Origin of the sequence: Neorhizobium sp. DAR64862/K0K3, from assembly GCF_050500185.1 — a bacterium.
Taxonomy (GTDB): Bacteria; Pseudomonadota; Alphaproteobacteria; order Rhizobiales; family Rhizobiaceae; genus Neorhizobium; species Neorhizobium soli.
On record NZ_CP191450.1, the window covers coordinates 269,137 to 291,672 of the forward strand.

The window sequence follows — 22,536 nt, forward strand, 5'->3', positions numbered from 1 at the left end:
GGATCGAACCTGCGAGCATGAGTCAGCAATGCAACGGAAAGTGGCTACTGCTCGCGATCTTGCCTAACAATATAGAGGAAAGAGCGCTTGCCACATCATCGGTCACGCCAGCGGTTCGCGTGTTGATGCCCTCTCCCCCAGCCAGGCCGCGGCTACGCCGACGTCCAACACGGCGCCTATAAAATTGCCAAAGCCTAAGAGTTGCCACCGCCCAAACGAGCAGCGCGGAAGATTCGGCTGAAGCCAGCCGTTGAAGGGGAGGCGAAGATTGCAACGCCTACCGCAGCGTCGGCAAGACCCCTCCGACATAATCCGCAAAAGCAGTATGTTGGTCGGAACCACGGTCAACAATAACTGATTCCTGCCCACTGGAAATGCCGTGACGCACAACGCCGCCGCGCACCGGATGGATACAATGCCGGTATACTTTTGGGAAACCCGCAGGCGCGCGCCGTCCGGAATAATCCAGTTCCACGATGTGGAGGTTGCACTCCTTCAACATCGGGGTTGAGAACTCGCCGGTCCAGGCCGCTCGTTGGCCCAGTGCAATGTTCTCCGCTCCAATCTTCCCGGAGGTCTCCGCGTGCGAGGCCGTCGCCTCGCGCATGGAGTTGAAAGGCGAAATGACGAAACGCTGAATTGGGGATCACGCATCGCGTCAGCGGCTATCGGCCCTCGACAAAGGTTTCGCCTCTGGCATTGCCTTGTTCATCTTCCAACTGATGCCGATCCGCGCACGCGGCTTTGGCTGTTTTTATTCCAGTTGTTCGGTTGCAATCGTCAGATGTGCCGGTACATCCTCTTGTCAGCTCACGAGCGCGCGGGCGGTCGGTTCGTCGGTGATCAGGCCTTTGAGGCGGCGGCTGCGCAGCACGGCGCGGATCGAGGCAAGCTTTTGCAACCCGCCCGCGATTGCCACGATGCGGGTCTGTTCAGGCGTTTCGAGATCGACCGAGAGCGTGCGGGCACTGAGCGTCGTTTCAAGGACGCGGCCATCACCATCGAAGAAGTGGCCGAGCATTTCCCCGACAGCGCCGACGGCGGCGATTTCCGTGATTTCGCGCCGTTCGATCATACCGGAGGCAACAAGCTGTGCGCTGGCGTCTGCCGTTCCGATGCCGACGAATTTGAGGCCGGCACTGTTCGACATGTCAAAGATTTCCCGCACGCCGCGCTGGGCCAGCAGGATTTCGCGATCTTCTGCAGAGTTGGCAAAAAAGGGTACTGGCATCACAAAAGATTGCGACCCGGTCTTTTCCGCCAGATTATACATTACGTCATGCGGATTTGCGGCGTAATTGCGGGTGAGCCCACCAAGCAGTGATACGAAGCACACGCCGGTCGCTTCAAAGCGCGGCATTTGGCGCACGGCAGCAGCCAGTGTGCGGCCATGGCCAAGGCCGATGACTTTGTAATCGCCTCCCTCGATCGTTCGACGCAGGAAGCTGGAGCCGGCAAGGCCGAGCGCGCGAAGCGGCAGGCCGTCCTCTCCCAGATCCGGCGCCACCTCGCAGGTAGCGAGTCCATAGCGATCGCAAATCTGAGCTTCCAGTTCGGCGCATTCGACGATGGCGCCATCGATCGAGACCTTGACGGCACCGTCGGCCACCGCGCGTGCGATGAGTCGATGCGCCTTAACAGAGGGCACGCCGAGCCGTTTTGCCACCGCAGCCTGCGTCAGTCCGCCAGCGTAATGCAGCCAGGCCGCGCGGATCGCCAGGCTTTCTTCGGGATCGCTGTCACTGCGGCGGGCCATTGCTCTTCCTTCTGCTGCTGTCTGTCGTCAGGCTGGTCAAGACAAGGATCTCCTGCAATTCGCCCTCTGCGCCGTTTCCTGCAAGAGCCGCTATCTGATGAGATCGGATCAGATATGCAGGTCCTTGATGCCGCTCTCGATATGGGGTGCCCAGAAGGCAATGCTTTCGGCGATCTGGGAAATCACCTGACGGTCGTTCGGATCGCGCTCCTTGAAGGACAGTTCTAGGCAGATCTCGTTGTTCTCCGCGCCGCCTTGCGCAAAGGCTTCGAGCAGCGGCTCGGGATGGATGCGGCCCTTGGCGTTGAATTCGGCGATGAACGGCCGGTGACCGCCCTTGTCCATCAGGCTCTGCTTGATGTGGATGATCGGCGACACTTTTGGCACCGCGCGGGCCCAGGCATAAGGGTCGAAATCGTCCGGATTGGCGGAGGTGACATCGCCGTGGTCGATATCGGCCATCATCCACATCGGGATCGCCATATTCGCTGATGTCAGCCGATCCTGAAGGTGAAGACAGCCTGCGATCGTTTCGCCGAATTCGCGCCCGACGCTCATCGGTTCCCAGAACAGGAAGGAGAGGCCGGCACCCTTGGCATGTTCCGCCACCTCGGCCCAGCAGTCGATGGCGATCTTGATCAGCTCTTCGCGACGGGCCGGATCATCGAAATCCTTATAGGTGAAGATCGCAAACTGCGTGCCGACGGAGGTGCCGCCGAGATCGGCGGTGATATCGGCAAAGGTCTTGAACCAGTCGATATAATAGCGCCGCACATCGGCATCCGGATGGCCGAAATGGTTGAGGCGGCCATAGGGTCCGGTCATGCCGCTGGTCACGCGAACGCCGGTGCGGTTAAGGGCAGTGCCCATCTCCCGCGTCAGGCGGCGGATGACGGGCGCCGGCCAGCTCGGGTTGATGAACTCATGGGTCAGCTGCAGGTCGCGGACTTTCAGGTCGCGCGCCACCGTTTCGATGAGATCGGCCGGCTCGGCAAAACGGTTCACCAGCGGGTTGGTGTTGAGGGAAAGCGTCAGCGGCATGGGCGGTCTCCGGTCTCAGGCGGCACTGGCGAGATTTGCTTCGTCAAACCAGGCGGTAAAGGCAGCCTGTTCTGCCTCAGTCAAGTGCAGGTAATGTTTCGTGCGGCGGTAGAGCACGTCCTTGGCTGTGCGTGCCCATTCGCTTTTCACGAGGTAGCGCACCTCCGCCTCGTAAAGCTGGCCACCGAAATGCCGGCCTAGATCTGCAAGACTATCTGCCGTGCCGGCAATCTGGCGCGTGCGCGTGCCGTAAAGGCGGCCGTAATGCTGCAGAAGCGCACGCGGCATCCACGGATAAAGATCACGTAAGGTATTGGCAAAACTCTCGTAGTCAGCATTGGGCATGTCGCCGCCAGGAAGCGGCGCCGTTTCCGTCCAGTTGCCCCCCATTGTGGGAAAGACCTGGGTCAGCTTCTGCATCCCGCGCTCGGCAAGCTCGCGGAACGTGGTGATCTTGCCGCCGAACACATTGAGGAGCGGCGCGCCGCCCGTTTCGTCGAGATCAAAGACATAGTCGCGCGTGACGGCCGACGGATTGCCCTTCCCATCGTCAAACAGGGGCCGCACGCCGGAAAACGTGTGCAGCACATCCTGGCGCCGGAGCTTTTCCTTGAAATACCGGTTCACGGCAGACAGGAGATACTCGATCTCCCGCTCGTCGGCACTCACCTCTTCGGCACGGCCTTCATAGGCAATATCGGTGGTGCCGATCAGAGCCTTATCTCCCTCGTAAGGGTTGATGAAGATCACCCGCTTGTCGTGGTTCTGCACCAGATAGGCCTGCGGCCCTGCCCACCATTTGGGCACGATGATATGGCTGCCCTTGACGAGGCGCACATTGCGCGCCGAGTTGGAGCCGGCCACCCGGCCGATAATGTCCGATACCCACGGGCCGGCGCAATTGGCAATGCAGCGGGCGCGGAATTGGCGAGTTTCGCCGGTCAGAACATTCTTCGTGGTAATGGACCAGGCGCTGTCTTCGCGCCGTGCGGTGACGGCGGCTGTGCGGGTCAGAACCTCGCAGCCCTTTTCTGCGGCATCCACTGCGTTCAGTACGACCAGGCGCGCATCGTCCACCCAGCAGTCGGAGTATTCAAACCCCTTGGTGTAGTCGTCGAGGATCGGTGCGCCTTCGGGATCGCGGGTGAGATCCAGCGTACGGGTACCCGGCAGTTTCTTGCGGCCGCCGAGGTGATCGTAGAGAAAGAGGCCGAGCCGTACCAGCCAGGCGGGGCGATCCTGCGGGCTATGCGGCAGAACGAACCGCATCGGCCAGATGATGTGCGGGGCGGCCTTCAGCAGCACCTCGCGTTCGATCAGCGCCTCGCGCACCAGACGGAATTCGTAGTATTCGAGATAACGCAAACCGCCATGCACCAGCTTGCCGGAGCGGGAGGACGTGCCTTCGGCTAGATCGTCCTTCTCGCACAAGACCACTTTGAGGCCGCGGCCGGCAGCGTCGCGCGCCATCCCGGCGCCATTGATGCCGCCGCCAATGACGAACAGATCGATCATCTGTGTTTGCGTGCTCATGTCTTTTTCCTCTGAAGTGTCGCATCGCGGGCCGCCGCCAGCCTCGTCCAGGCGGGAACAAGCGCGTGACGCGCGGATTGGAAAGCGGGAAACAGCCGATCATAGGTGGCGGCAAGTTCTGCGTTCGGGGTCTCCGGTGCAGCAAGCAGCGGCGTCACCCATTCGCCAACGCAGGCGTTCATGTCGGGATAGGCGCCGATGGCAACGGCTGCCATCATTGCGGCACCCGCAGCGCCTGCCTCTTCACGATCGGAGACGCGGACCGGCGCGTTGATCGCAGCTGAGAGAACCGCGCGCAGACCGCGCGAGCGCGCCGCGCCGCCGCTGAGGCGTAGTTCCGAGGGAAGGCCGCCCATCGCCGCATAACAATCGCGCATCGCCATGCCGAGACCTTCAACCACGGCGCGCACCAGATCCGGGTAACGATGACTGGCCGAAAGGCCGATGAAACCGGCACGGGCCTGCGCGTTAACGAAAGGCCCACGCTCGCCAGCTTCGGAAATATAGGGATGGTAGGCGATCTGGCCGGGAGTGGATTTTTCAAGCCAGCCCTCGATACGGCCCATCAGGTCGCGTGGTGTGATCTCCTGTCCCATCTCGCGCAGCAGGTCTGTGCCAAGGCTTAAGACCCAGTCGAGATTGAGGGTGGCGGCCATATTGGTTTGGGCCTGCACGACCGTATTCGGTACGGGGAGCGCCATGACATATCCGGTGCCTTCGGCGTTGAGATGTACGCCAGCGATATTGGTTGCCCGCATGTGGACGCCGGTCGAGCCGACGATGGAGCAGGCGGTATCGCCGGTACCACCATAAACGCCGGCACCCAGCGCCGTCATCACCATGTCCACGTAACCGAGGCAAACGGGCGTGCCCTCCAGCAAACCCGTCTGTTTTGCCGCCGTCGCTGTCAGCGGATTGAGGGTCTGCGTGCCCTCGATGATTTCAGGCAGCAGATGGCGGCGGTGGCCAAGACCCAGCGCGTCAAAAACCTGTTCCTCATAACCGCGCGTGCGGAAATTCCCGAAGGTAAAATTTGCTTCCGACGGATCGGTGGCGCGCACGTCTGTGAGGTTGAGATAAAGCCAGTCCTTGCAATGGAGGGCAACGTCGGCAGAATCGAGAAGTTCTGGAAAAAACCGGTCCATATGCGCCATTTGCGCACCCTGCTGGCAGGTGTTTAGCCCTGTACCCGTCAGTTCGAAACGCGCCCGGTTCTCAGTCTTTGCGGCAAGCACATCAACGGTCGGGGCCGCGCGGGCGTCAAGCCACAACCAGGCATCGCCAACGGGCCGGTTGTCGCGGTCGACAAGCCAAGTGCCGTCGCCCTGCGCAGTCACGGCAACCGCTGCCGTACGACGGGAAAGATCGGTGACCTGCTCTCCAAGACCGCGTAGCGCCCGCGTGCAATCGGCCCAGGTTCTGTCGAGCGGCTGCGTCGCGGATCCATCGGACCCGGACAGGTAGCTGTTGGGCACGCTGGAGGACGAGATTTGCCGGCCTGCAAGATCAAAGGCCACCGCCTTGATAACCGAGGTGCCGGCATCAATGCCGATGATCACATCACGCATGGCGCATACCGCGGATCGTCGCATGGACAGGGACGCACAAAGGCGCTTTGGAGATAGTCTTCATGCAGTTTCATCCTCCTCCGCGCGATACCGTTGCGTCCTGTCGAAGGCATTCCTCACCCCGCGCCCCGGATCGCTCGCACGTTGATAATACATATCACAATGATAACAAGGAACATGATTTTTTTTGCAGACGCGGAAGTTTTTTTCAGTTATGTTAGAAAGCTATAAGGTTTTTTCGTTGCTTGCGTGCGGCCGGCGCTGTCTCGCTACATCCGACAGTCTTTTGCGCTGGTACGCTCGCCTCGGCCACCGGCAGACTTTAGCGTGGTCGCATCGTGGTTTGCGGATTTTTGTTTAAGTTCAAGACATTGCTGCAAGTGCGTTGTGTCGGTCCGGAAGAGTGCTCTGCCCTCAAAGAGCGTCGGGCGGCTTGCACAATCGGCGGCCGGCGCGCCTGGAAGGCCTTCGGATCTGGCGAATGTGCCGTCGATCCCGTGCAAGATCTCACCTCTGCGTGAGCGATCTCTCAAAAAGGACCTGTCTTCAACATAACATACTTGACGGCCTATATAACGTGAATATAGCGTAGAGGGATGAAGCGATCGTGGGGCCTGGAGGAGGCGCTGCGGCTATCAAGAATGGGAGGAGGCCATGCTGCTTTACGCCGCGCGCTGCACGCGTTTGCCGCCGATCAGGAAGGCCCGGCTTCGGGCTGCCTTCCTGCTTCTTTCCATACTCTTTCAACATCGGGCGAAAGGCGAGGCCGGCTCATGAGCACCCTCCAATCTTCAGTCGCCGCATTGCGTGCGCGTAAAGCCAAGCAATCGTCGAAGCGCACGGGTGTCGTCCTTTTGGGTGCCGGCCTGCTTGTTCTGTCTGCCATCGCGCTCGACACGACGGTTGTCCATGTCGGGTCGGAAGCCGATGTTCGCCAGCAGGCGTTTTCGCCCGATACGTTCGGCACAAAGGAATTTCCGCGTGTTCAGTCGGTGGTGGTGGAAAAGGCTGCCGACGCCGTGGCGATCGCGCCGGAAGTGCTTGCCGACAAGGCAGCTGCCGGCAAGAAATACGGCACCGCGTCTACGACCGGTACGGTGATGATGGTCGAATTTTCCGGTGTCGTGGGCGAAGGCAAGTCCGGCATCTATGAGGTGGCTGTCGCCGGAATGCCGGCCGATATCAAGCTGCGCATGCAGACCGGGCCCGCCATCAACGGCACAGATCTGCGCGATGCGCCGGGCGATATCGCCTTCGGGTCGTTCAAGAACCAGATCGAATACCAGGACGCCGGTTCGGCCATCAACCGCGCCATGAAGGCTTCGGTGCTCGATCCGATCGATACGTCGGCGCTGACGGGCAAGACGGTCGAAGTCGTCGGCGCCTTTCGCCTCGTCAACCCGAAAAACTGGTTGATCACGCCGGTGAAGGTGGATGTGAAATGAGCGAGCCAGAGACGAAAGGCCCCCGCCGCGGCGATGTCGTGCTGTCGGCGCGCAACATCGCCAAGTCGTATGGCAACATCCATGCTCTCAAGGGCGTGAATTTCGATATCCGTTATGGCCAGGTCACCACGCTGTTCGGCGAAAATGGTGCCGGCAAGTCGACGCTGATGAAGATCCTGTCTGGCGTCGTTCAGCCGACATCGGGTGAAATCGTGCTGGATGGCGAGGGGGTGAACTTTACCTCGTCGACCGAGGCGCGTGACCACGGCATCTCGATCATCCACCAAGAACTCAGCCTGGCACCCAATCTTTCGGTGCGCGACAACGTGTTCATGGGCCGCGAGATCCAGGGCGCCACGGGCGTAGATTTTTCCGAGGAAGAGCGTCAGGTGCGGCTTCTGCTCGAAGAGTTGGAAGAAGACATCGACCCGCTGACGCCCGTAGAAGACCTGCGTCTCGGCCAGCAGCAGATCGTGGAAATCGCCCGCGCGCTTTCAATCGACAGCCGCATCCTGATCATGGACGAGCCAACCTCGGCGCTTTCGGCGGCCGAAGTCGAGGTGCTGTTCAAGGTTATTCGGGATCTCACAGCCAAGGGCGTATCGATCGTTTATATCTCGCACCATCTCGAAGAAGCGCTGGAAATCACCGATCACGCCGTCGTGCTGCGCGATGGTACCATGACCGCTTATGCGCCGCGCGCCGAGATCGATCTGGAATGGATCGTGCGCAACATGGTGGGCGAACATTATGATCTGGGATCCCCGCCGTCAGGTTATGATTTTGGGGAAACGGCGCTTTCAGTGGTCGATCTGACGGTTGCCGATCCCAATGCCGGCTTCAACCTAGTGGACCGCTTGTCGCTCGATGTGAAGGCCGGCGAAATCGTCTGCATCTACGGGCTGATGGGGGCAGGGCGCACCGAGTTGCTGGAAACGCTGGCCGGCCGCCTCAAGCCGAAATCCGGCAGTATCTTTCTGGAGGGCGAGGAAATCTCGTCTCTGTCGATTGCCGATCGCATTGCCTGTGGTCTAGCGCTCGTGCCGGAAGACCGCCAGCGCGATGGCCTGGTGCAGACCATGAGCGTCGGTGAAAACATGTCGCTCGCATCGATCATGAAATTCACCCGCGGCCTCTTTACCAGCCGGCGGATCGAGCAGTCGCTGATTGCCGATACCATCCGTAAGGTCACCGTGAAGACGTCTGGCGGTGGCGCCCCCATCGGCTCTCTTTCGGGGGGCAACCAGCAGAAGGTGGTCATCGGCAAGATGCTGGAGACCGATCCGACCGTGCTCCTGCTCGACGAGCCATCGCGCGGCATCGATATCGGCGCCAAGGCAGAAGTGTTTAAGCTTCTGGCAGAGCGCGCGCGCACCGGTCTGGCGGTGGTATTTTCCACGTCGGAAGTCAGCGAGTGCCTGTCGGTCGCACATCGCATCATCGTCATGCACAAGGGTCGCATCTCGGCCGAGTTCGATTCGAGCGTCACCAAGGAAAAGATCATGGCTGCCTCCGGCGAGTCTGTGGCTGCCTGATGCCGTCAATTGGGGAATTCTAGACCATGAACCAAGCCATCGCACCGAAAGCCGAAACTGCCAAAGTCGACAAAGCTGGCGGCATGAGCATTGGCCAACTCCTTTTGGAGGGGCGCGCCTTCTTCGCCCTGATCCTCATCATTGCCGTGTTTTCCTACCTGTCGCCGAACTATTTCACCGTCGCCAATTTTCTCATCATGGCTTCGCATGTCGCCATTTACGGTATCCTTGCCATCGGCATGCTGCTAGTGATCCTGAACGGCGGCATTGACCTGTCGGTCGGCTCGATCCTTGCACTCTGCGGGGTCGTTGCCGGCGCCATGATGCAGGGCGTCGAGCTTTCGGCCTTCGGCGTCATCCTTTACCCGCCGGTCTGGGCGGTAGTGGTGCTGACCTGCCTGTTCGGCGCTTTTGTTGGCGCCATCAACGGCATCCTGGTCGCCTGGTTCCGCGTACCGGCCTTCGTTGCAACGCTCGGCGTCATGTATGTTGCCCGCGGTATCGCGCTGTTGCAGACCAATGGCCTCACCTACAACAACCTGTCGGGCCGTCCCGAACTTGGCAATACCGGCTTCGACTGGCTTGGCTTCAACCGTCTGGCTGGCGTCCCCATCTCCGTCATCGTTCTGACCGTGATCGCCCTCTTGGCCGGCCTGATGCTTGCCCGCTCGGCTTTTGGCCGCTGGCTGTATGCATCTGGTGGCAACGAGCGGGCGGCAGATCTCTCCGGCGTGCCGGTCAAACGCGTCAAGATCACCGTCTATACGCTCTCCGGCATCCTTTCGGCCATTGCCGGGCTGGTGCTGTCATCACAGCTGACATCTGCTGGCCCGACAGCCGGCAGCACCTATGAACTGACGGCAATTGCCGCTGTGGTTGTCGGCGGTGCGGCACTGACCGGTGGTCGCGGCACGGTACGCGGCACGATGCTTGGCGCTTTCGTCATCGGTTTCCTTTCCGATGGCCTGGTCATCATCGGCGTCTCGTCCTACTGGCAGACCGTTTTCACCGGCTCGGTTATCGTGCTGGCCGTCCTCATGAACACAATTCAGTACGGCTCCGGCGCACGCAAGGGCTGACGTCCAAGAACTTGTCCGCAAAGGCCTGTTGGGAGGGTACCGCGGAAAGGATGCCTGAAGAGGCGAAGACTGCAACATTCCAATGGGAGTAGAAAATGTTGAAATCCTTTCAGAAATTCATGCTTGCCGCCGTCGCGACAGGCCTCATGACGACAGCTGCCATGGCAGACGGCCTGATCTCGATCATCGTCACGGATCCGGCCAACCCCTACTGGCGCACCGAAGGTGAAGTTGCGAAGAAGACGGCGGAAGGCCTTGGCTACAAGGCGAATGTCGCCGCCCACAAGGGCGACACCAACACCGAATCGACCCTCATCGATACGGCGATCACCAACAAGTCGGCCGCCATCATCCTCGATCCAGCCAATGCCGATGGTTCGGTCGGCGCGGTGAAGAAGGCTGTTGCCGCGGGTATCCCGGTCATTCTCGTCAATGCCGAGATCAACCAGGAAGGTCTTGCCAAGGCGCAGCTCGTTTCCAACAACGCGCAAGGGGCAGCGCTTGGTGCCGAAACCTGGATCTCGATGGTCGGCGAAAAGGGCACCTATGTGGAGCTGTTCGGCAACCCCGCAGACAACAATGCCGCGACCCGCTCTAACGGCTACGAAACCGTCATTACCCAGTATCCGGACATGAAGAAGGTCGGCAGGGAAGTGGCCAACTGGGATCGCACCCAGGGCTACCAGAAGATGCAGTCCCTGCTTCAGGCCAACCCGAACATCAACGGCGTTATCGCCGGCAATGACGAAATGGCGCTGGGTGCGATTGCAGCGCTGAAGGAAGCCGGCAAGCTCGACAAGGTCAAGGTCGGCGGCTTCGACGGTTCGCCGGATGCGGTTGCCGCCATCAAGTCTGGCGAGATGCAGTATACGGTGCTCCAGCCGGTTGCCGTCTTCTCGGCCGAAGCCGTGAAGCAGGCCGATTCTTTCATCAAGACGGGCAAGACCGGCGCTGCCACCGAAAAGCAGCTCTTCGATTGCCTGCTGATCACCAAGGACAACGTCGACAAGTATACCGGCCCGTTCACGCTCTCGCAGTAAACGGATACGATCTATCCGGGGCCGCACTCGCTGCGGCCCCGACCTCTTGCGATTTCAGCTCTTCTTTGCGCGGAAGATCATTCCAACCGGTGGCGCCCCGCTGAAGACGTGCTAGATGTCGATTGCACCAGAGGCGCGTATGGCGTGCGGATGTTCCCTGTGAGCGAGCAGCGGTGCGACAGACCGGAGCCATGGAGATGTGCGTTCACCAGTTCGCGCGGTTCTCCGGGAGATGTGGGCAATAAGCATGCGCGACCAACAGGAACGTCCTCTCGAGCGCCTGATGGGCGAGGAGATTTCCAGCGATAGCCGCCAAGCCCGCCAGATCGCTCGAAGGCAGCTGGTGGCCGAGGCCGTGATGGCTGAGGGCACGATGCGCATCGAGGATCTGACCGAGCGGTTTGGCATCAGTCTGATGACCGCTCACCGCGATCTCGATGAGTTGGTGAGCCGCGGCCTGCTCCGCAAGACACGCGGCATTGTCTCAGCGGCACCGACAAGCCTCATCGAATCCAGTGACGTCTATCGATCCACGCGGCAGGCATCCGAAAAGCGCGCCATTGCTGCTGCTGCTGCCGAGTTTATCCAGCCGGGGCAGGCGATCTTCTTTGATGATTCCACGACCGTTTTGCAAATGGTGCCGCATCTTTCAGCGCGCGTGCCGCTCACGGCGATTACCAATTCCATCACGATGATCAATGCCCTGCGTGAGGTGAGCGACCTGACGCTGCTCTGTCTTGGCGGGCAGTTCCAGAACTGGTGCAATGCCTTCATGGGACCCGTGACCACCAACGAGATCCGCCGCCTGCGCCCCGATCAGGTGTTTCTCTCCGTATCCGCCATCAGTGAAGACATGCTGTTTCACCAGTCTCCGGATATGGTGGACATCAAGCGGGCCATGTTCGAATGCGCCTCGCGCCGCATCCTGCTGGTCGACCATACCAAATTCGAGCGGCGCGCGCTGCATGCCATGGGATCGCTGGATGAATTCGACGTGGTCATCGTCGACAGCGCCACGCCTCCGCGCACCATTGAGCGGCTGCGCGCGCGAGGCATCAATCTCGTCGTTGCCGCACCAAACGGCAATGCGGATGATACAAAGAGTGATTTGTAACAGTACATCCTGTGAAGTTAACAGTAGAGTGCTCGTTCTAACGAAGCGGGCCGTCTGCCCGTGCGGGCCGGGCGCCTGACATCTCACGCATTGCGCCGGCCAGACAAGCGGATCTTCGACCACGCGATGCATTTTTTCGGAGCTTCCGATGCCCTGTCTGCTTGGGATCGACAATGGCCTCACCGTCACCAAGGCGGTTGTCTTCGATGAGACGGGTGCCGTCCTGTCGGTGGCGCGGCGACGTATTTCCCAGATCATGACAAAAGCCCGCCATGTCGAGCGCGATATGGCAGGCCTCTGGGCGGCAACCGCCGAGGCCATTTCGGACGCGATTGCCGAAAGCGGCCGGCCGGCATCCGAGATCGCAGCGGTGGCCGCAACCGCTCATGGCGACGGGCTCTACCTTCTGGACCGCGACGGCAATCCGCTCGGCCACGGCATCCTGTCTCTCGACAGCCGCGGCGGCGACATCGTTGCCCACTGGGATGGCGATGGCACGGCAGAGGCGGCGCTGGCCTTGAGCGGCCAGCGGCCGCATGCATCCGCGCGGGCATCACTTCTGGCCCATATCCGAGAGCATGAACCTGAGCGGTTTGGTGCCATCGGAACGGCGTTTGCCTGCAAGGACTGGCTGCGTTACTGCCTGACCGGCACAATCGGCACGGACCTGACGGAAGCCAGCACTTCCTTCACCGAAGTAGCGTCGCAGGCCTACGCGCCTGACATCCTCGAGCTCTACGGCCTCGGCGCGCTTTCCGGCGCTCTGCCGGAGGTGGCGCTGCCGGATGCGGTGATCGGTGGCGTGACACCGCAGGCAGCGGCTTTGACCGGGCTTGTCGCCGGAACGCCTGTTGTCGCCGGCCTACATGATGTCACGGCCTCGTCGCTCGGCATCGGCGGTTATGGCGTGGGTCAGGTGGCAGTGGTGGCCGGCACCTATTCCATCAACGAGACTGTCTCGACGCGCCCCGTGGTCGATGCCCGCTGGTTCTGCCGAAACGGGTTGAGGTTCGGCGAGTGGAACAATATGGCGATTTCGCCGGCGTCTGCGGCAAACTATGACTGGTTCCTCGACCGCCTGTGTAAATCCGACCAGAAGGCGGCAGAGGTTGAGGGTGCTTCCATCCATGAGCGTCTCGGCCGCGAAATCGGTGAAGCAATCGAGCGTCCCTCGACGGTGCTGTTTCACCCCTACCTGTTCGGCTCTCCGCATGGATCGACGGCCAGCGCCGGATTCCTCGGCCTGCGCGGTTGGCACGGCCGGGCCGACATGCTGCGGGCGGTGATCGAGGGTATTGCCTTCAACCATCGGGTTCATGTGGGCGACCTGCGCCAGGGTTTTGAGATGAAGACGGCAAAGCTGACGGGCGGCATCTCCCGCAATCCGCTTTTTGCGCAGTTGTTTGCCGATGTGCTTGGGATGACGGTGACCGTCACGGACACCGAAGAGGCCGCAGCCTGGGGAGCCGCACTCTGTGCTGGCTCCGGTATCGGGCTTTTTTCCTCCCCGACGGATGATCCGCGCGATCTGGCCTCCATCGGCCACGACTACCATCCCGACCTTGTACGGCAAAAGGCGCTCGACGAGCGGTATGGCCTGCATAGCGATCTGGCGAAGGCGCTTGCGCCGCTCTGGCCCCGTATCGAAGCCTTCGGATCGGAGGGCGCGGAATGACCGCTGATACCCGCCGCGAGGCCATCGCCGCTTTTGTGATTGAACGCGGCGAAGCCCGTATCGACGATCTCGTGACCGAATTCGGCGTCTCGCGCATGACAATCCATCGGCACGTGGAGGACTTGGCAAGGCAGGGCGTGTTGCGCAAGCTGCATGGTGCCGTCAGCGCCCAGCCGTCAGGCGTCTATGAGAGCCTGTTCAGCTTCCGCAAGACCCGCTCGCTTGCCGCCAAGGCGGCGCTGGCCAGGGCTGCGGTTGGCGAGATCGAGCCGGGGAGCGTGATCCTCATCGATGATTCCACCACCGTCAACGCGCTCGCGCCGCATATCACGGAGGTGAGGCCGCTCACCGTCGTCACCAACAGCCTTGATCTTTCGGAACGGCTGAGCGGGGTTGATGAGGTGAAGCTGATTTGTCTCGGTGGCGAATATCACCCGACCTATCACGCCTTTATCGGCCATCTCTGCGAAAGCGCCTTGTCGCGCCTGCGCGTCAATCTCTTGATATGCTCGGCGTCGGCGATCAGCGGCACCTCTGCTATGATCCAGGATCCGCTCGTCGTGCGCGTCAAGCAGGCGATGATGGCTTCCGCCGTGCGCAAGGTTCTGCTGGTGGATTCGGAGAAATTCGACCGGGTGGCGCTGCACCTTTTTGCCGATCTCAAAGAGTTCGACTTGGTTTACGTCGATGATCGCCTTCCCGTAAAAACAGCCGATGCCCTACGGGCGGCCGGTGTTAGCCTCAAGCTGGTGACGGAAAATGACTGATATTGAAGACGTGGACGTTCTGATCCTTGGCGCTGGCATCAATGGAGCCGGGGTGTTTCGCGATCTCTGCGAGCAGGGGCTGACCTGCGTCATCTCCGACAAAGCCGATTTCGGTTCCGGCACCTCGGCGGCCCCTTCGCGCCTCATCCATGGCGGAATCAAATATCTTGAGACGGGCGAGTTTCGCCTTGTCGCGCAGTCGACTCTGGAGCGCAATCTTCTCCTCAAGAACGCGCCGCATTGCGTCAGCCGCCTGCCGACGGTGATCCCCATCTTCTCCTGGTTCAAAGGAATTCCGGCAGCACTTCGCACGCTCTTCGGCTCTACAACGGCGCCGCGAAGCCGTGGCGCGGTGCTGATGAAGATCGGTCTCGCGCTTTACGATTTCTATGGCTCGCGTCATCGCATGATGCCGCGCCATTCGCTGTGGAGCAAGGCGCGGGCACTCGCCACCATTCCGGCGCTCACGCCGCGCATTGTGGCGGCCGGCCTCTACTACGACGCCAAGATCAGTCATCCGGAACGGCTGGTGCTGGAACTCGTCGAGGATGGCCTGCGGGCAAGTCCTTCGTCACGTGCCCTAAATTATACGCGGATCGGTGGCACGGATGGGCAGGCCGTGGTCCTCGTCGATGAGGACGGGAATGAGCAGCGTATTCGCCCACGCCTCGTCATCAATGCCGCCGGCCCCTGGATCGACCGGGTCAATGAAGATCTGGGTGTAACCTCCCGCCTGATCGGCGGCACCAAGGGGTCCCACATTCTTCTCGATCATCCGGATCTCATCGAAACGCTCGGCGGGCGGATGATCTATTTCGAGGCGGATGATGGGCGCATCTGCCTCGTGTTCGATTATCTCGGCAAGGCGCTGGTCGGCTCGACAGATATTCGCGACGACGACCCGGATCAGGTCACCTGCAGCGATGCCGAGATCGATTACCTGCTGCAGAGCCTCAGCGGCCTGTTGCCGGGTCTTTCCTTCGACCGCAGCCAGATCGTCTATACCTATGCCGGCATCCGCCCGCTCCCGGCCTCCGATAGCACGGCCCCCGGCCTGATCAGCCGCGATCATTCGGCACCGGTCATCGAGCCGGAGGGGGAGAGACCGTGGCCGATTGTCTCGCTCGTCGGCGGCAAGTGGACGACATTTCGCGGCTTTGCCGAGGAAGTGACCGACATGGTTCTGGTCCGGCTTCAGCAGACGCGCCGCATCAGCACGCAAAGCTTGGCCATTGGAGGAGGACGCGGTTTTCCGCGCGAGAACGAGCGGGTCAAGTGGCTGGACATGGCCTGCTCAAGGACCGGCGTGGATCAGGCTCGCGCCGACACGCTGCTATCGCGTTATGGCACGACGGCGCTTGCCATTCTGGAAGCCGAAGGGAATACGCCCACCATGCTGGCGGATGCACCGGATTATTCATTTGATGAATTGGCCTGGATTACGGGCCATGAGCAGGTGGCGCATCTGGACGATCTTGTGCTGCGCCGCACGGCGCTTGCCATCACCGGCCGCCTCAGCGGACGCGATCTAGATGCCATGGCAGATCGCATGGCGGCGCAGAAAGACTGGAACCCGGAGCGTCTTGCGGTGGAACTTCGCGCCACCAAGGCAAGACTTGCCGCGCGTCACGGGTTTTCGTTTGCTTGAGCAGCTCGGCGACTCCGCCGGTCGCACTTGCCTCAAACCGGTATATTCAAGACCAGCCGAATACGTTTCGTGCCGAGACGGCACCGATGGGTTGTTTTGTTTCCAACCGCGTTAGGCGGCAATACAACGAAAACCCAGTACTCTCTCTTATATCCAGAATAACACGTCCTGCGCGTATTTATTTAGGTATTCAGAAGCGCTTTTTCCTCGAACCGATTGCCGCGTTTTTTGTATCCATCGCGGTCATGGGATTGATGCAGATTTTGGTATGAACTCAATCTGTTAGACTGCAAGCCTACGAGAGTTTCGAAGTTCGCTTTTAGGGACTTGCATATGGATAAGCTCCAGTCTGTTAGCCTGCGCCGAGGGAAAGCAGACTAAATTTTCGATGGAGGCTCCTGTCCGGAGCAGGGTCACCAAGCCGCGCGCGATCAATCGGGCTTCCCTCCAAAGCATCTTCCTAGTGTCTAAGAGGAGATAGCGCCGAAAAGCTTGGTCCTTGCCCGATGTCCCAACACTCCAACTAGACACATGGCCTAAGAATTGCGTGTGACCGGGAGATAGTGAGCCGGGAGACGTCATTGGCAGTTTACGCGCCCATCCAATGCATCGTGATTGCGCTGAGCTGCATCGGAATGAGAGCGATCAGCGCATTTTTGCGCCATGATAGGACCAAAGCACTTGTGTTGCCGGTCATTGCCGTACGCGATCTCGAAGTAAGGCAAACCCTGATCGTCGCGAGCAACAGGAGTGCGTCTTTGCTCCGGGGTCGGGGGGCTGCGTCAAGCGTGGGTCGCTTGCATCTCGCATGCCATTGCTCTGTTGCCCCGGCATGAGCAGATCAAAAATCACCACCGACCTGACGATCCTGGTCATCGACGAGAACGCCATCCGGGGTTCGATCATCGAAGAGGGTTTGAACGAGGCGGGGCACCTGAATGTCAGGGTCATCCATGAAATGCAGGGCGTGGCGCGGCTGATCGAGACGATGGATCCGGATGTCATCATCATTGATATCGAAAATCCAAATCGTGACATGATGGAGCATATGTTCCAGCTCACCCGGATGATTTCGCGGCCAATTGCCATGTTCGTGGACAGATCCGATACGGCGGCGATCGAGGCTGCTGTTGATGCCGGGGTTTCGGCCTATGTGGTCGATGGCCTCAAGAAAGAACGGATCAAACCGATCCTCGATATGGCGGTGAGCCGCTTCAATGCCTTCAGCCGGCTGCAGCGCGAACTCGCCGAGGCACGCAGTGCGCTTGAGGAGCGCAAGGTCATCGAGCGGGCCAAGGGCATTTTGATGAGGATGCGGGGGATGAGCGAAGAACAGGCATACGCGCTGCTACGCCAGACGGCGATGAACGAGAAGAAGAAGCTGGCAGACATCGCGCAAAGCGTCGTCACGGCTGCAGGAATGCTGCTTTGAGCGCGGCATCGATCGGAGAATGCTGGTGAGTGATCGTGTTTCCACGCAATCTGGCGACAGCGCCGTCAAAGCGCCGTCACGTGTCCGCGGCAAGGAGCAGAGGCTTCTGCGCGCGGGATACATCCCTTTGATGGATGCCGCGATCCTGATCGTTGCAGCCGAGCTCGGCTTTGCGAAAAGGGAGGGACTGCGTCTCGAACTGGTACGGGATGTCACCTGGGCCAATGTGCGGGACCGGCTGGCGTTTCGTCAGTTCGACATTGCCCATATGCTGTCGCCGATGCCGGTCGCCTCCATGCTGGGGCTGGGATCCAATCCTTCGCCGACGATCACACCCTTTTCGCTTGGCCGCGGCGGCAATGCCATCACGCTGTCGGCGCGGATCTTCGAGCGGATGAAGTCGTTGACGGGGCTTGCCGATGATGCGGGCGCGCTTGCCAATGCGAAGGCTCTCGCGGCTCTACTCGCCGACATGCGCGCCCGCGGCGAAGCCATGCCGACGCTTGGCATGACCTATCCGTTTTCCTCGCACAATTACGAGTTCCGCTACTGGCTGGCAGCTGGCGGCATCAATCCGGACCGCGACGTCAAGCTGGTCGTAGTGCCGCCGCCGCTGACATCCGATGCGCTTTCGGCAGGCGCGATCGATGGATTTTGCGTCGGTGCGCCCTGGAACATGATCGCCTCTGAACGCGGGACTGGCAGGATCGTCGCGGCCAAGCAGGACATATGGCCTCTGGCGCCGGAGAAAGTGTTGGGCATGCGGCCGGAATGGGCTGAGACCAATGCCGATACGGTGTCGCGCCTCATCGTTGCGCTCGACAGGGCAGCGCGGTGGTGCGACGACGCCCAGAATCACAACGAACTCGCAGAGATCCTCAGCGCCCCCGATTATATCGCGGCGCCGACGAGCATTATCCGCAGTGTCCTCAGCGGCGAATTCAGTCTGGATGCGCAGGGCACGACGCGGGTCGTTCCCGACTACTTTCTCTACCACGGCAAGGCGGCAAACTATCCGCGGCCGGACCAGGCAAGCTGGATCTACAGCCAGATGATCCGCTGGGGGCAGGCTGATTTCAGCGAAGAAGGCATGGCACGGGTCACGAGCGCCTTCCGGCCCGACCTCTACGAGATGGCGCTGGGTGCAAACGCGGCCACCCCGGATGAGCCGGGCGAACGAAGTGCATCGGGATATGATGGCTTCATGGACGGGGAGATTTTCGACCCTCGTGATGTGCAGGCCTATGCGGAGCATTTTGCGGTTCGCTCGACGTCATCAGGCGACGACGTGACCGAAGCGTAATCGCGCGCGGTGCGCAAAGCTGAGGCATCTGCATCGAAAGTCAGGCTTCATAACGTGCAGCGCCGCTTGCCCTGCAATCGGCTACGCGTTCGGCAACTGTCCGTAAATGCAAACTAATCGTTCCCGTTGATGGCCTTATTTCGATCTGGCACGATGTTTGCTTGTATCTAACTGTCCGCGGTCAATGGCGATCGCAGGACAGATGAGCGCCCGATCAGGCGCAAATACCCATCCGACACCGACGTCGCATGCTCCCTTGCCGTCCGGCGCTTATCGCCCGGACCCGGCAGACGGGCACGCGGCGTTTTTTTGTTTCCGGATCTCCGTCACACCAGAGGGGCACAACGCTATGACGAAGACTACAGGAATGAACATCAACCGCCGGCAGATCCTGAAGATCAGTTCTGCCGTTGCTCTGGCAAGTGCTGTGCGCGCCGCATTTCCGTCCGGCGCCTTCGCCGCCTCGGCAGGTCCGGAAGTCAGCGGCCTCAAGATCGGCTACATCGCGCTGACCGACGCCGCGCCGCTGATCATTGCGCAGGAAAAGGGCCTGTTTGCCAAGCATGGCCTGCCGGATGTGGAAGTGCTCAAACAGGCATCCTGGGGCGCGACGCGCGACAATCTCGTGCTCGGCGGTGCCGCCAACGGCATCGACGGCGCGCATATCCTCACCCCGATGCCCTATCTCATGTCCACCGGCAAGGTGACTCAGAACAACGTACCGGTGCCAATGTCGATCGTTGCCCGCCTCAACCTCGACAGCCAAGGCATTTCGGTTGCCAAGGAATATGCCGGGACCGGGGTCCAGCTCGATGCTTCCAAGCTGCGGGAGGCGTTTGCCGCCAAGAAGGCTGCCGGCAACGAGATCAAGGTCGCCATGACCTTTCCTGGCGGCACCCATGATCTCTGGATCCGCTACTGGCTCGCCGCCGGCGGCATCGATCCGGACAAGGACGTGTCGACGATCGTGGTGCCGCCGCCGCAGATGGTGGCGAACATGAAGGTCGGCAACATGGACGCCTTCTGTGTGGGCGAGCCGTGGAACGAGCAGCTCGTCAACCAGGGTATCGGCTTCACGGCCTGCACCACCGGCGAGATGTGGAAAGGTCATCCGGAAAAGGCGCTCGGGCTTCGCTCCGACTGGATCGAGAAGAACCCGAATGCCGCGCGTGCGCTGATGATGGCCGTCATGGAAGCCCAGATGTGGGCCGATAGCATGGACAACAAGGAAGAGATGGCCGCCATTCTTGGCAAGCGCCAGTGGTTCAACGTGCCGCCCAAGGATGTCGCCGGACGCCTCAAGGGCACCATCAACTACGGCAACGGGCGCCTTGTCGAGAATACCGGGCTGGAGATGAAGTTCTGGAAGGACCACGCCTCCTATCCGTTCAAGAGCCACGACGCCTGGTTCCTCACCGAGAACGTCCGCTGGGGCAAGTTCGCACCCGACACCGACATCAAGGCGCTGGTCGACAAGGTCAACCGCGAAGACATCTGGCGCGCTGCCGCCAAGGATCTCGGCATTGCTGCTGCCGACATCCCGGCCTCGAGCTCGCGCGGAAAAGAGACCTTCTTCGACGGCAAGGTCTTCGATCCGGAAAACCCGAGGGCCTATCTCGACAGCCTGACGATCAAGGCTGGCGCCTGACCCCCCTCTCGCCTGCGGGCCATCTCCCCCACAACGGGGGAGATACAGCGCGGCAAGCTTCCGGTTCCTGCCTCAGAGGGGTCGGCCGGGTTAGGCCCTCCCCCTTGTGGGGAGGGTTTGGGAGGGGACTTTCTTCTCATGCAAAACCCCTTCTCCCGCCTGCGGGAGAAGGGGGATGAGGGGCAGCCGCAACCATCGCATGACCTGTGATTGATCCTGACAACACCGCGTGAAGAGGACCACACCATGACAGCAACAGCCCGCAAGGCAGACACAGAAGCGACGGCCACGTCTTTGAGCAAGACTGGCACCGTCGTCATGATGGGAAAGCGCCCGGCGCGTGCGCTTAATATCCGGCATGCCGCCACTGCCGTCTGTCGCAACGTACTGCCGCCGCTGGTGGTGCTGATCGCGCTCCTCGCCATCTGGCAGATCGCCTGCTCCGGTGCTGGCGCTACTTTGCCACCGCCATCGCAGGTCTGGATCGACAGCTATGACCTGATCGCCCATCCGTTCTTCGATTTCGGGCCGCAGGACATAGGTCTTGCCTGGCGCGTGCTGATCTCGCTTCAGCGTGTCGCGATCGGCTTCGGGCTTGCAGCAGTGGTTGGCGTCTTCCTCGGCGCCCTTGTCGGCCAATCGGTCTGGGCCATGCGCGGCCTCGACCCGATCTTCCAGATCCTGCGCACTGTTCCACCACTCGCCTGGCTGCCGCTCTCGCTCGCCGCCTTCCAGAATTCCAATCCATCGGCGATCTTCGTGATCTTCATCACCTCGATCTGGCCTGTGATCATCAACACCGCCGTCGGCGTGCGCAACATTCCGGATGACTATCGCAACATCGCCCGGGTGCTGCGCCTCAATCAGCTCGAGTTCTTCATCCGCATCATGGTGCCGGCGGCAGCCCCTTACATCTTCACCGGCCTTCGCATCGGCATCGGCTTGTCGTGGCTTGCCATCGTGGCGGCGGAAATGCTGACCGGCGGCGTCGGCATCGGCTTCTTCATCTGGGATGCGTGGAATTCCTCGCGCCTCACCGACATCATCGTGGCGCTCGCCTATATCGGCGTGACCGGCTTTGTCCTCGACAAGCTGGTGGGCCTGCTCGGCTCGATCGTCACCCGCGGCACCGCCAGGAATTGAGGAGACGGCCATGAGCGCCTACCTGAAAATTGATCACGTCGACAAGAACTTCGAACGCGCCGGCACAACAACAGAGGTGCTGAAGGACATCTCGCTCACCATCGACAAGGGCGAGTTCGTCTCCATCATCGGCCATTCCGGTTGTGGCAAGTCGACCCTGCTGAACCTGATCGCCGGCTTGACGCGGGTTTCCACCGGTGCCGTCCTGCTCGAAAACGTAGAGGTCAATGCGCCGGGCCCGGAACGCGCCGTCGTTTTCCAGAACCATTCGCTGCTGCCCTGGCTGACCGTCTATGAAAACGTCAATCTTGCGGTCTCCAAGGTCTTTGCCGGCAGGAAGACGCGGGCCGAAAAGCATGACTGGGTGATGCGCAACCTCGATCTCGTCCAGATGGCGCATGCCAAGGACAAGCGCCCTTCCGAAATTTCCGGCGGTATGAAGCAGCGCGTCGGGATTGCCCGCGCGCTCGCCATGGAACCGAAGATCCTCCTGCTCGACGAACCGTTCGGTGCGCTCGATGCGCTCACGCGTGCCCATCTGCAGGATGCGGTGATGGAGATCCATTCCCGCCTCGGCAACACGATGATCATGATCACCCATGACGTCGACGAGGCCGTGCTCCTCTCCGATCGCATCGTCATGATGACCAACGGTCCGGCCGCCCGCATCGGCGAAGTGCTGGATGTGCCCATCCCGCGGGTGCGCGACCGCATCGCGCTCGCGGCCGACCGAACCTACCTCAAGTCCCGCGAAGCCGTGCTGAAGTTCCTCTACGAACGTCACCGCTTCGTCGAAGCTGCGGAGTAAC

The 22,536-nt window shown here is 60.9% G+C and carries 18 protein-coding genes; 13 read left to right on the forward strand and 5 right to left on the reverse strand.

Going from position 1 to position 22,536, the window contains the following annotated elements; all coding sequences use genetic code 11:
• Nucleotides 1–277 precede the first annotated feature (277 nt).
• From ACQY1L_RS18165 to ACQY1L_RS18185, 5 genes are all read right to left on the reverse strand, one after another.
• The gene (locus ACQY1L_RS18165) at nt 278–640 is read right to left on the reverse strand and encodes a triose-phosphate isomerase (RefSeq protein WP_430262129.1); all 363 of its coding nucleotides are present in this window, start codon (nt 638–640) and stop codon (nt 278–280) included.
• Nucleotides 641–805: 165 nt separating this feature from the next.
• The gene (locus ACQY1L_RS18170) at nt 806–1,756 is read right to left on the reverse strand and encodes a sugar-binding transcriptional regulator (RefSeq protein WP_430245374.1); all 951 of its coding nucleotides are present in this window, start codon (nt 1,754–1,756) and stop codon (nt 806–808) included.
• A gap of 108 nt (nt 1,757–1,864) precedes the next feature.
• Nucleotides 1,865–2,797 carry a sugar phosphate isomerase/epimerase family protein gene (locus ACQY1L_RS18175; RefSeq protein WP_062578348.1) on the reverse strand — a complete coding sequence of 311 codons (933 nt, stop codon included), beginning with the start codon at nt 2,795–2,797 and terminating at the stop codon, nt 1,865–1,867.
• Between the two features lie 15 nt (nt 2,798–2,812).
• Nucleotides 2,813–4,330 carry a glycerol-3-phosphate dehydrogenase gene (locus tag ACQY1L_RS18180; RefSeq protein WP_092663369.1) on the reverse strand — a complete coding sequence of 506 codons (1,518 nt, stop codon included), beginning with the start codon at nt 4,328–4,330 and terminating at the stop codon, nt 2,813–2,815.
• Nucleotides 4,327–5,898: an FGGY-family carbohydrate kinase gene (locus tag ACQY1L_RS18185; RefSeq protein WP_430245377.1), complete on the reverse strand. Its 1,572-nt coding sequence runs from the start codon at nt 5,896–5,898 to the stop codon at nt 4,327–4,329. Before ACQY1L_RS18185 ends, ACQY1L_RS18180 begins: the two co-directional genes overlap by 4 nt.
• Nucleotides 5,899–6,671: 773 nt before the next feature.
• Here ACQY1L_RS18185 and ACQY1L_RS18190 point away from each other — a divergent pair.
• From ACQY1L_RS18190 to ACQY1L_RS18250, 13 genes are all read left to right on the forward strand, one after another.
• Nucleotides 6,672–7,343: a DUF2291 family protein gene (locus tag ACQY1L_RS18190; RefSeq protein WP_430245379.1), complete on the forward strand. Its 672-nt coding sequence runs from the start codon at nt 6,672–6,674 to the stop codon at nt 7,341–7,343.
• Nucleotides 7,340–8,878: a sugar ABC transporter ATP-binding protein gene (locus ACQY1L_RS18195; protein WP_430245381.1), complete on the forward strand. Its 1,539-nt coding sequence runs from the start codon at nt 7,340–7,342 to the stop codon at nt 8,876–8,878. Before ACQY1L_RS18190 ends, ACQY1L_RS18195 begins: the two co-directional genes overlap by 4 nt.
• A gap of 26 nt (nt 8,879–8,904) precedes the next feature.
• Nucleotides 8,905–9,957 (forward strand): ABC transporter permease, encoded by a 1,053-nt coding sequence (locus tag ACQY1L_RS18200; protein ID WP_062578340.1) that lies wholly within the window; start codon nt 8,905–8,907, stop codon nt 9,955–9,957.
• A 119-nt stretch (nt 9,958–10,076) separates the two neighbouring features.
• The gene (locus ACQY1L_RS18205) at nt 10,077–10,997 is read left to right on the forward strand and encodes a D-ribose ABC transporter substrate-binding protein (RefSeq protein WP_430246065.1); all 921 of its coding nucleotides are present in this window, start codon (nt 10,077–10,079) and stop codon (nt 10,995–10,997) included.
• A gap of 247 nt (nt 10,998–11,244) precedes the next feature.
• The gene (locus ACQY1L_RS18210; RefSeq protein WP_062578335.1) at nt 11,245–12,111 is read left to right on the forward strand and encodes a DeoR/GlpR family DNA-binding transcription regulator; all 867 of its coding nucleotides are present in this window, start codon (nt 11,245–11,247) and stop codon (nt 12,109–12,111) included.
• A 148-nt stretch (nt 12,112–12,259) separates the two neighbouring features.
• Nucleotides 12,260–13,786 carry an FGGY-family carbohydrate kinase gene (locus ACQY1L_RS18215; RefSeq protein WP_430245383.1) on the forward strand — a complete coding sequence of 509 codons (1,527 nt, stop codon included), beginning with the start codon at nt 12,260–12,262 and terminating at the stop codon, nt 13,784–13,786.
• On the forward strand, nt 13,783–14,553 hold the full coding sequence (locus ACQY1L_RS18220) for a DeoR/GlpR family DNA-binding transcription regulator (protein ID WP_430245385.1): 771 nt from the start codon (nt 13,783–13,785) through the stop codon (nt 14,551–14,553). The genes ACQY1L_RS18215 and ACQY1L_RS18220 overlap by 4 nt, the downstream gene beginning before the upstream one ends.
• Nucleotides 14,546–16,201: a glycerol-3-phosphate dehydrogenase/oxidase gene (locus ACQY1L_RS18225; RefSeq protein WP_192079051.1), complete on the forward strand. Its 1,656-nt coding sequence runs from the start codon at nt 14,546–14,548 to the stop codon at nt 16,199–16,201. Before ACQY1L_RS18220 ends, ACQY1L_RS18225 begins: the two co-directional genes overlap by 8 nt.
• A gap of 832 nt (nt 16,202–17,033) precedes the next feature.
• Nucleotides 17,034–17,633, forward strand: a complete 600-nt coding sequence (locus tag ACQY1L_RS18230; RefSeq protein ID WP_062463239.1) for an ANTAR domain-containing response regulator — start codon at nt 17,034–17,036, stop codon at nt 17,631–17,633.
• Between the two features lie 19 nt (nt 17,634–17,652).
• On the forward strand, nt 17,653–18,936 hold the full coding sequence (locus tag ACQY1L_RS18235) for a CmpA/NrtA family ABC transporter substrate-binding protein (RefSeq protein WP_430245388.1): 1,284 nt from the start codon (nt 17,653–17,655) through the stop codon (nt 18,934–18,936).
• A 349-nt stretch (nt 18,937–19,285) separates the two neighbouring features.
• Nucleotides 19,286–20,584 (forward strand): CmpA/NrtA family ABC transporter substrate-binding protein, encoded by a 1,299-nt coding sequence (locus ACQY1L_RS18240; protein WP_430262101.1) that lies wholly within the window; start codon nt 19,286–19,288, stop codon nt 20,582–20,584.
• Between the two features lie 246 nt (nt 20,585–20,830).
• Nucleotides 20,831–21,727 carry a nitrate ABC transporter permease gene (ntrB, locus tag ACQY1L_RS18245; protein ID WP_430245390.1) on the forward strand — a complete coding sequence of 299 codons (897 nt, stop codon included), beginning with the start codon at nt 20,831–20,833 and terminating at the stop codon, nt 21,725–21,727.
• 10 nt (nt 21,728–21,737) lie between these two features.
• Nucleotides 21,738–22,535, forward strand: a complete 798-nt coding sequence (locus ACQY1L_RS18250) for an ABC transporter ATP-binding protein (RefSeq protein ID WP_092663347.1) — start codon at nt 21,738–21,740, stop codon at nt 22,533–22,535.
• The last annotated feature ends 1 nt before the right edge of the window (nt 22,536 follow it).